This window comes from Lutibacter sp. (assembly GCF_030692605.1).
In the GTDB taxonomy this organism is placed as follows: Bacteria; Bacteroidota; Bacteroidia; order Flavobacteriales; family Flavobacteriaceae; genus Lutibacter.
This window is the reverse complement of record NZ_JAUYUD010000085.1, coordinates 23385-34370: the sequence shown is the minus strand read 5'-3', so window position 1 is coordinate 34370 and position 10986 is coordinate 23385. Positions and strand designations below refer to the sequence as shown.

At 31.5% G+C, this 10986-nt stretch carries 8 protein-coding genes and 1 riboswitch; all 8 genes read right to left on the bottom strand.

Annotated elements, in window-relative coordinates:
- Nucleotides 1–28: 28 nt before the first annotated feature.
- Nucleotides 29–1069: an anion permease gene (locus Q8S45_RS08060; protein WP_371132999.1), complete on the bottom strand. Its 1041-nt coding sequence runs from the start codon at nucleotides 1067–1069 to the stop codon at nucleotides 29–31.
- Nucleotides 1070–1107: 38 nt separating this feature from the next.
- Nucleotides 1108–2355 (bottom strand): sulfate adenylyltransferase subunit 1, encoded by a 1248-nt coding sequence (locus Q8S45_RS08055; protein WP_305603410.1) that lies wholly within the window; start codon nucleotides 2353–2355, stop codon nucleotides 1108–1110.
- A gap of 99 nt (nucleotides 2356–2454) precedes the next feature.
- A complete protein-coding gene (gene cysD, locus Q8S45_RS08050; RefSeq protein ID WP_305603407.1) occupies nucleotides 2455–3354 on the bottom strand; it encodes a sulfate adenylyltransferase subunit CysD in 900 nt (299 codons plus the stop codon).
- A 6-nt stretch (nucleotides 3355–3360) separates the two neighbouring features.
- A complete protein-coding gene (locus Q8S45_RS08045; protein WP_305603404.1) occupies nucleotides 3361–3978 on the bottom strand; it encodes a phosphoadenosine phosphosulfate reductase family protein in 618 nt (205 codons plus the stop codon).
- The gene (locus Q8S45_RS08040) at nucleotides 3978–4232 is read right to left on the bottom strand and encodes a DUF2061 domain-containing protein (RefSeq protein WP_305603402.1); all 255 of its coding nucleotides are present in this window, start codon (nucleotides 4230–4232) and stop codon (nucleotides 3978–3980) included. Before Q8S45_RS08040 ends, Q8S45_RS08045 begins: the two co-directional genes overlap by 1 nt.
- 124 nt (nucleotides 4233–4356) lie before the next feature.
- Nucleotides 4357–5526 carry a PLP-dependent aspartate aminotransferase family protein gene (locus Q8S45_RS08035; RefSeq protein WP_305603400.1) on the bottom strand — a complete coding sequence of 390 codons (1170 nt, stop codon included), beginning with the start codon at nucleotides 5524–5526 and terminating at the stop codon, nucleotides 4357–4359.
- Nucleotides 5527–5643: 117 nt separating this feature from the next.
- On the bottom strand, nucleotides 5644–9033 hold the full coding sequence (gene thrA, locus Q8S45_RS08030) for a bifunctional aspartate kinase/homoserine dehydrogenase I (protein ID WP_305603397.1): 3390 nt from the start codon (nucleotides 9031–9033) through the stop codon (nucleotides 5644–5646).
- A 101-nt stretch (nucleotides 9034–9134) separates the two neighbouring features.
- Nucleotides 9135–9236: riboswitch (SAM riboswitch) on the bottom strand.
- Nucleotides 9237–9310: 74 nt separating this feature from the next.
- Nucleotides 9311–10600, bottom strand: a complete 1290-nt coding sequence (locus Q8S45_RS08025) for an O-acetylhomoserine aminocarboxypropyltransferase/cysteine synthase family protein (protein ID WP_305603394.1) — start codon at nucleotides 10598–10600, stop codon at nucleotides 9311–9313.
- Nucleotides 10601–10986: the final 386 nt, after the last annotated feature.

Sequence of the window (10986 nt, the reverse complement as noted above, 5' to 3'; positions counted from 1 at the left end):
AAATATATTTTGCATCTTCCTATTTTATTTATAAAATTTTAAATTTATCTGTTAAAAATATCAGTAAAAAAGACAATGAAAATGCAATAACTGGAGCAATTATCCACATCACAAAAAACTTTTTAACCTTTGTTTTATTAAAAATATTTTTAGCTCCTAATTTTGAAACTCCAATTCCTAAAATAGCTGCAACATTTAATTGAACTAACGATGTTGGGATTCCCTTTACTACCGATGCAAGTATCAATAAACTTGCTGAAACAAAAGCTATTAAAACAGCTTCTGATTTTCCAAATAAATATATTTCTTTACCTGTATTTTTAACAATTTTATCTCCAAATATGGAACTTCCAATTGCAAAACTTGGAGCAATAACTAGTGTTGATAATATTAAAATTAACGTGAAATTACTTTCTGAATCAACATTTAATTCATTTGCTGTCATTGATGCTATTGGTCCTGAAGCATTAGCTACATTATTAGCGCCAATTGAAAAAGCAACATATAAAGACATCACTACAATTATGGTATTCCAAACTGGATTTAAATTTATTTTTTCGGAACGAGATTTTATAAATCCATTGTTTTTTATGGGTTCGTACAAATATTTCCCAAATAAATAACAAATAGCAAAGGCAATTATTGGCAAAATAAACCATGTGGGTATAATTTCGGTAAATAATTTTTCAGTATTCAACTCATTAAAATAGATAGCGGGAGCAACTACTGCGAACACTGTTGATTGACTTGTGGATTGAGGAATACCCGCTAAGTTTGCAATTAATAACGAAATCGCAACAGAAAAAAGAATTATTGAAACAATTGTAAAAGTCATAAATTCTGAAGGAAGAATCTCACCTCCAACAGTTGAAGCCGTATTTTTACCTGCTATTAATGCTCCCAAAAACACCATGACACCAAAAAGCCCAGGTATTAAACTTCTTTTTATAACATTTGAACCATATGCTACAGAAAAAGCTGGCCCTGTTCCACTTCCTCCCATGGTAATTGCTAAAAACATAGCAATTATAAAAGGAATTAGTAAATGGCTTAGCAATGGTGATATCATAAAATAGATATTGTTAATTAAAAAAATAAGATATTTCCTTATTCAATAAATCCAGCCCCTGCTGTATTATTTGTTTGTGGATCTATTAAAATAAAGGCTCCATTTGTGCGATGTTCTTTAAAGGAATCGAAAAAAATTGGTTTATTTAAATGAAATGATACTGAAGCAATATCATTCATTTTTAAACTTGAAACATTGGTTTCTATACCCGAAAAATCGGTTTCAATTTTATTGTTTATCGCACTTACTTTAGCCAACACTTTATTTACTCCATGTTGTAATACATATTTTGAACCGGTTACCAAATCCTTTGCATCCATCCAAGAAACCGTTGCTGTAAACTGTTTTTGAATTTTTGGTAATTCATTTACTTTTACAATCATATCTCCCCTGCTTACATTTACATTATCTTCAAGTGTTACAGATATGGAAGATCTTCGAGCCGCTGTATCAAATTTTTGATCGTAGAAGTAAATTTCTTTAATTTTTGTTTTTGTTTCTGAGGGCAGCACTATAACCTCATCGCCAACATTTATTTCTCCACCATAAACCTTACCAGCATAACTTCTAAAATCGTGAAATTCTTCTTTTTTAGGTCGAATGACAAACTGAACCGGAAATCGCATTTTTCCTCTATTATAAATATTTATAGCATCCAATTTTTCTAAATGTTCCAATAATGTTTGCCCTTTAAACCAATCCATATTAATTGATTTTTCAACTACATTATCTCCTTTTAATGCACTCACAGGAATGTAGGTAATGTGCTGATCTTCATAATCACTTTTACCCACTAAAACTTCAAAATCTGCTTTAATTTGGTTATATCTTTCTTCTGAAAAATCGACCAAATCCATTTTATTTATGGCAACAATTACATCTTTAATTCGCAATAAATTATTGATAAAAAAGTGACGATAGGTTTGTTCAATAACACCATGTCTTGCATCAATTAAAATAATAGCTGCTTGAGAAGTTGATGCTCCCGTAACCATATTTCTGGTATATTCAACATGACCAGGCGTATCTGCAATAATGTAACTTCTTGTTTTGGTAGAAAAATAAATATGAGCCACATCTATTGTAATTCCTTGCTCACGTTCAGCTACTAAACCATCTGTAGCCAAAGAAAAATCTAAATAATCATATCCTTTTTTCTTACTACTATGTGCTATAGCTTCTAATTTATCATCGGTTAACGATTTTGTATCGTACAATAATCGTCCAATTAAAGTACTCTTTCCATCATCAACACTTCCTGCTGTTGCTATTTTTAAAACTTCCATAAACCCAACCTAACCTCCCCAAAGGGGAGGAATATTTTATTATTATTTTTATTTTTTTTACTACCCACTAACAAATCCCCCCTTCGGGGGTAAGGGGGCTTAAAAGTACCCTTGTTGTTTACGTTTTTCCATAGCAGCTTCAGATCTTTTATCATCAATTCGTGCGCCACGTTCTGAAATACTCGAATCTCTAATTTCTGAAACAACTTCACTTATTGTTGCTGCATAAGAATCTACTGCTGCTGTACAACTCATATCTCCAACTGTTCTAAAACGAACCATCCGTTCTTCAATTTCTTCATCTTCATCTTTATACACATGTTCCGAAGCCGACCAAATAAGACCATCTCTTACAAAGATTTCGCGTTTATGAGAAAAATAAATGGAAGGAATTTCAAGATCTTCATTTTGAATATACGTCCAAACATCTAATTCAGTCCAATTCGAAATAGGGAAAACACGTACATTTTGCCCTAAATGAATTTGACCATTTAACATATCAAATAATTCAGGTCGTTGGTTTTTTTCATCCCATTGTCCAAAATCGTCACGAACTGAAAAAATTCGTTCTTTAGCTCTCGCTTTTTCTTCATCTCTTCTGGCTCCACCAATACACGCATCAAATTTAAATTCTTCAATTGCATCTAAAAGTGTAGTAGTTTGCAAAGTGTTTCGGCTAGAATATCTTCCCGATTCTTCTTTTACTTTTCCTTGATCAATGCTATCTTGTACATTTCTAACAATCAATTCAAGGCCTAATTCTTCCACCAATCTGTCTCTAAATTCAATAGTTTCAGGAAAATTATGCCCTGTATCAATGTGCATCAAAGGAAACGGAATTTTAGCCGGATAAAATGCTTTTTGAGCAAGTCTAACCAATGTTATGGAATCTTTTCCGCCAGAAAATAATAATACTGGTTTTTCAAATTGTGCGGCAACTTCTCTAAAAATGTAAATTGCCTCGTTTTCGAGGGCGTTAATATGTAGTTTCTCTGTCATTTTTGTTTAATTGTGTAACCCACATTCTCTATTTCCTAATACTTTTGTTGGGTCGAAATATTTAAATTCGTTTGGTAGTTTGTGTTGATCTAAATAGATATCAAGTTGTTCATCTGTCCAATTATAAAACGGACTTACTTTTAAAACGCCCTCTCTACTTAATGAAACTACATCAATACTATTTCTAAATTCGGTTTGTCCGATTCTTAAATTTGTAAACCAAACATCGGGTTTATGTTCTTTCATTGCTCTATTAAAAGGCTCTAATTTAACTTGATACGTAAATATTTTATGCATAGGATCTTCAATACCTGGTATTCCCATAAAAGCATCTCTATACGCTGATGATTCATTTGGTACATACAAATGAACATTTAATTTTAACTTTTCAATAAGCTCAAATGCATGTTTATAGGTTTGTGGGGTGTTGTAGCCTGTGTCGCACCAAATAACTTTAAGGTCCTTTTTAATTAGAACACATGCATGCAAAATTGCAACTTCGTAAGGCCTAAAATTGGTAGTTACCACAGGGTTTTTAGCAAATTCTAAAACCTTTAAAATAATTTCAAAAGGTGACTTCCCCTTTAATTCTTCATTTAATTTATCAATATCTAATTCTTTCATTATTTACCCCATTTTATAATGTTCCATAATCGTTCGTGAAAAAAATACAGAATCATTTTAGTGATTACTTCTATTGAACCTATTGTTAATGCCATTGAAATTTCACCTGTTATTATCCACGAAATTAAAATAGTATCTATTGTACCAACTATTCTCCAACTTATTGCTTTAACAACACTGCGAATTGGTTTTTCTGATTTGATTGCATTTTCAAAACGTTCTTCGTTTGTTGATTGTATTATCTGATCAATCACACTAAATAATCTACGATTTATAATCACCAAAATTACATATTTTTTTATTAGTCTACTAATTTGGTAGACTTATAAAACACTTATCGTTACATAATTCACATATTCGTAAAATTCATTAATATTTTTAACTATTTAAGGCTTGATTGATATCATTAATTACATCATTTACATTCTCTAAACCAACTGAAATTCTTACTAAACCAGGAGTTATACCTGCAGCCAATTGTTCATCTGTAGTTAATTTACTATGTGTTGTTGATGCCGGATGCGTAACAATAGTACGCGTATCTCCCAAATTAGCAGATAACGAACACATTTTAATAGCATTTAAAAACTTTTTTCCTGCTTCCAATGCACCTTTCACTTCTATAGCGATAATATTTCCACCTAATTTCATCTGTTTTTTTGCAATTTTGTACTGTGGATGTGATGGTAAAAATGGGTATTTTATTGTTGAAACTTGCTTATGATTTTCTAAAAATTCTGCTAATTTAAGTGCATTTTCACAATGCCGGTCTACCCTAACAGCAAGTGTTTCTAAACTTTTTGATAAAACCCATGCGTTAAAAGGTGATAATGCCGGACCCGTATTACGAGAAAATAAATATATTTCTCGAATTAAATCTGCTTTTCCAACGACCACACCTCCCAAAACACGACCTTGACCGTCCATTAATTTTGTTGCTGAATGAATCACCAAATCGGCTCCATACGATATAGGTTGCTGAATATAAGGTGTAGCAAAACAGTTATCTATTACCAGTAACAAATGATGTTTTTTAGCAATTTCACCTAACAATTCTAAATCAATAATATCGACTCCGGGATTTGTTGGTGATTCTGCATATAAAATTTTTGTTGAAGGTTTTATTAAAGCTTCAATTTCTGAAGGATTATTAATATCAAAATACGATGTTTCAATATTCCATTTTGGAAAATACTTTGTAAATAAGGTATGTGTAGAGCCAAAAACAGCACGAACTGAAACAATATGATCTCCACTATTTAACAAAGCCGCAAATGTTGAAAAAATAGCCGCCATACCAGTTGCAAACGCATAACCTTCTTCAGCACCTTCCATTTTTACAACTTTTTCTACAAATTCAGATGTATTTGGATTGCTAAAACGAGAATAAATATTTCGTTCTTTTTCTTCGCTAAATGAAGCTCTCATATCTTCCGCATCTTCAAACACAAAACTTGAAGTTAAGTATAAGGGAGTTGAATGCTCTTGAAATTGTGATCGCTCTATTTGCGTTCTAATTGCTTTGGTTTCAAAATTTTTATCACTCATTTTTTTATGTATTTAGTATCTGGTATCCTGTATTTGGTATTCGGCTTCGACTACGCTCAGCCATCAATCTTTTGTCTTTGGTCTCCCGACTTCATTCCCCCTTCGGGGGTTAGGGGGCTAATTTTTCTGCGCTAATCGTAAAATATCTCCAAAAACACCTCTTGCTGTTACTGAAGCTCCTGCTCCAGCACCTTGAATAACAATTGGTTTTTCTCCATACGATTCTGTAAATATTTCAAAAATAGCATCAGCTCCTTGTATTTGCCCTAAAGCACTATTTGCTGAAACAGAAATTAATTTTACTTCTAAAATCCCTTTGTCTTCTTGCAAATTTCCAGACAAATCGCCTATGTAACGTAACACATGATTGTCTTTTTGATTGTCTTTTATATTTTGATAAAAGGTATTCATTTTATCTAATTTATTTAAAAACTGATTTATAGAACCTTCCTGTAAATTTGTTGGAATTAAATTTTCAATAATTACATCCTCAAATTCATTTTGTAAATCAAGTTCTCTGGCTAAAATTAATAATTTGCGACCAACATCATTACCACATAAATCTTCTCTCGGATCTGGTTCCGTAAATCCACTATCTATTGCTTCCTGTAAAACCTCACTAAATGGTCTATTTTGAATCGAATAATTATTAAACAAATAACTTAAAGAACCAGAAAAAACACCTCTAATTCGTGTAATATTTTCCCCAGAATCGTGCAATAACTTTATAGTGTCTATTAATGGTAAGCCTGCACCAACATTAGTTTCGTATAAATATGTTTTTTTATGCTCCTTTAATTTACCTCTCAATTGATTATAAAATGAATAACTTAACGTATTGGCTATTTTATTTGAAGAAACTAAATCGAAGCCGTTTTCAACTAAATCAATATAATTTTTTACAAACTCACCGCTTGAAGTATTATCTATTGCAATTAAGTTTTCTAAGTGGTTTTTTTCTGCAAAATCAATAATATTTTGAATATTATTATTTATTTCACTTTTTTCTAATTCTTTCTTCCATTTTATGGAAACACCATTTTTATTCAGCAAAACTTTTGAAGAATTTGCAATAGCAAATACATTAAGATTTATGTTTTTTCGTTTAATTATATTCTCCTTACTTTTTAATAGTTGCTCAATTAGTGTTCCACCAACCAATCCTTTCCCAAAAATAGCGATGTTAATATTTTTAGAAATTCCAAAAATTTCACCGTGAATTACATTAACCGCTTTATGAAGATCCGATTGTTTTACAACCAAACAAACATTTTCTCCTGTTACCGTATTATTGATTAAAATTGGTGTAATATTATTTTTAATTAATGCACTGTAAGGTTGATTAAAAGAATGAAGACTTTGTCCAATAATTGAAATTACTGAAACTTTTTCGGTAACATAAATCTGACTTACATCTTTACTTTCAAATTCACTTTTAAACTCATTTTCCAATACTATTTTTGCCTTATACCCATTTTTAGCATCCACAATAAATCCAATTCCTCTTTCCGATGAACCTTGGGAAATAATGCTTACGCTAATATTTTCTTTTCCTAATGCTGTAAAAATTCGTCCATCTACACCAACTTTCCCTAATAAACCACGCCCAATTAAATTCACCAAAGCAACATCTTCATCAACCGACAATGATTTTATCCCTCCTATTTCTGATTCTGAACCAATTAAAGTTCCTGGATTATCTGGGTCGAAAGTATTTAAGATTCTAAGTGGAATATTTTTTTCAATTAAAGGTATAATTGTTTTCGCATGTAAAATATTGGCTCCAAAATTTGCCATTTCATTGGCTTCCTGATAGGAAAGCTTCTCGATTTTTTTGGAGTTCTCAACCAAAGCAGGATCTGCAGTATAAATTCCGCTTACGTGCGTATAATTTTGAAATTCCGCTGCATTTAAATAATTTGCTAATAAAGAAGCTGTATAATTACTTCCATTTCTCCCCAAAGTAGTGGTTTCCCCGTTTAAATTTGATGCAATAAAACCAGTAATAATTTGAGTTACATCCCCATTATTTTTTCTGTAGTGCTCAATTACATTTTCTTCTGAAATACTTTCAAAAAGTAATGCTTTTCCAAACTGGTTATTGGTTTTTAATAAGGTGCGAGAATCTACAAAATTTGCTTTTACCCCCTGTTTATTTAACAAATGAGTAATTGTTTTTCCTGATAAAATTTCGCCTTGGGCCAAAACTTGGTCTTTCACTTTTGGAGTATAATCTCCTAACAAATTTACCCCTCTAAAAATTTCATCAAGCAATTGAAATTCAACAGATAAATTTGCCGTTTCATCAACTTCTAGTTGATATTTTTTTAGCGCTTCAAACTCTTCAATATAGGGTAAACTATTTTTTGCTTTTTCTAAAATAGATTCCAAATGATCTGTTGTTTCACCTCTTGCAGAAACAACAACTGTGATTTTTTCACCCTTTTTTATATTATTAGAAATGATTTTTAATGAACTTTCTATTCCAATACCATTTGCTAATGATTTTCCTCCAAATTTTACTACTTTCATCTTATTTTTTTTAGAACTCTGTTTAAATATTGGTTCTATAATTTTTTCTAATTGTTCATATTCCATTAAAAAAGCATCATGCCCGTGAACCGAATTTATTTCGTTATAAGTAACTTTTGGATTTGTTAAAGCCAAGTGTTTGTGTGTTTCTTTATTTTCTTCAGCAGAAAAAAACAGGTCAGAATCTACGCCAATGATATGAATACTTGCTTTTATTGTATCTAAAATGGTCGCTTCTCTTCCTGTGGTTACATCAATTGTTTTTAATAATTGATTCATTAATTTATACGCAGATAATTGAAAACGTTCTTGTAATTTTTTACCGTGATGCAACAACCAACTTTCTACACTAAAAATTTCTAACTCCTCGTTTTTTGACCTCTGAAATCTTTCTTTAAACGATTCAGGAGTTCTGTAACACAACATCGCATGCATACGCGCATCGTGCACAGGATTACAAGAGTTCGATAAAAATTGTTCTTGAATTTGACAATTTGCAATTAACCAATCGGTCGATTTCCAATCGGTTGCAACTGCAATTAAATGCTTTGTAATAGGCGGGTTTAAAACTGCCATTTCCCAAGCAATTCCACCACCTAATGAGCCACCAATAATTGCAAATAATTCATTTATTTGGAGTTCCTGTAAACCTATTAAAAAAAGTTTTGCAATATCTCTAGCAACAAAATCTTTGTAATTATCTACTACAAAACCATCAAATCCATTGCCAGGGATATTAAACGATAAAATGGTATATTGTTCAGTATCTATTACTTTATTATTACCTACCAAATCTTGCCACCAACCATTATTACCAGCTACATTGCTGTTTCCTGTTAGGGCGTGATTAACCAAAACTATAGGTGCTGTATGTAATTCTCTTCCAAAAAGTTGGTACGAGAGGTTAATTTCCTGACTATTGATTCCTTTTTCAGGAATAAAACTGGCAATGTTTATATGTTTAAGCTTACTCATTTTTTACAATATAATTGATCAATAATCAAATTTTTGGCTTGTTAATTCTTAAAAAATAGTGTTATGAGAAATGGCAGAAATTACAACTAAGTAATTACGTTTAGTTATCTATCCAAAATGGGTAGAATTTAGCACCTTCTTTACAATATAAAGGGTTGCTAAGGCTTCAATGGGTCTAATCCCTCTGCCTTTCTTGATAACAATAGTCAATAAGTTTATGAACTAAGTGGCAAATTAACGTTTAAATAATTTCTCTCACAATACTTTTCTTCAAAATTTAATTCTCTAATTCTCTAACATTTTTAAAAGCCTCTTGTAAATCTTGCTTTAAATCATCAATATCTTCGAGCCCAACAGAAAGTCTGATTAAATCTTGAGTTACACCTGCAGCTGATTGCTGCTCAACACTTAATTGTTGATGCGTGGTACTTGCTGGATGAATAATTAAAGATTTTGTGTCACCTATATTTGCCAGTAGCGAAAATAGTTGAGTCGCATCTGTCACTTTTTTAGCTGCCTCAAAACCATCTTTTACGCCGAAAGTAACTAATCCGCTTTGCCCATTAGGTAAATACTTTTTCGCCAAAGTATTGTATTTGCTACTTTCTAACCCAGGGTAATTTACCCAAGCTACTTCTTCTCTGCTTTCTAACCAATGCGCTAATTCCAAGGCATTTGCGCTATGTTGTTTGATACGAACTGGTAAAGTTTCTAAACCTTGAATAATTTGAAATGCATTGAATGGACTTAAAGCGCCACCAAAATCTCGTAATCCTTCTAAAATTAATTTAAATATAAAAGCTGCAGCACCTAAAGCTTCACTGTAAACAAGTCCGTGATAACCAGCAGAAGGTTCTGTAAACTCTGGAAATTTTCCATTTGTCCAATCAAAAGTTCCCGCATCAATAATAGCACCACCTAACGAATTTCCTTGTCCGCCAATATATTTTGTTAATGAATGAATCACCAAATTTGCCCCATGTTTTATTGGGTTTAATAAAGCCGGACTTGCAACAGTATTGTCGACAATAAATGGCACTCCAGCTGCTTTAGAATGTTTAGCAATTGCTTCTAAATCTAACACATCTAATTTTGGATTTCCTAAAGATTCCACAAAAAAGGCTCTTGTATTATCTTTAACAGCATTCTTAAAATTTTCAGGATTTGATGCATCTACAAACGTAGTTGTAATTCCTAATCTTGGCAACGTAACATTTAACAAGGTAAACGTTCCTCCGTATAAACTACTTGAAGCTACAATATGATCACCTGCTTTTAATAACGTTAATAATCCTGTCGAAATTGCTGAAGTTCCTGAAGCAAAAACCACTGCTCCTATTCCTCCTTCAATGGCAGCCAAACGCTGCTGTAAAATATCATTTGTTGGATTGTTTAATCGTGTATAAATAAATCCTAATTCTTTTAATGAAAATAAATTTGCAGCATGTTCCGTATCGTTAAAAACATACGAAGTTGTTTGATAAATTGGAACTGCTCTTGTTCCTGCTGTTTTAGTTGTATCGTGTCCTGCGTGTAACGCTTTTGTTGAAAATTTTTGTGTGCTCATTTTTTTATTTTTTATTGTTTAAATTTTAAGTTTTTGAAGTAAAAAAAGTCCCTTTGGTTTCGATATTACCAAAGGGACTTTAATCAGGATTGATTTATTTACTCCATTCAATTTAGGTAATACCATTGCATTGTGTTATGCATCATTTGCATTGCCATACAACAACAGTTAACTTTATTTTTTTTGAAAATAATATCCATTTTATCCTCTTTTTTGAAAATAAAAAACCTCTGAAATTTCAGAGGTTTTTACATATATTTTAAATTATTAAATTTTAAACAATAGTAGCCTCTGTGTAAATTTTACACATCAAACAACACATTATGTTTAAATTAAATTTCATTTTTTACTTGTTTTGTTAGGGCAAATGTAAACACATTTTTTTA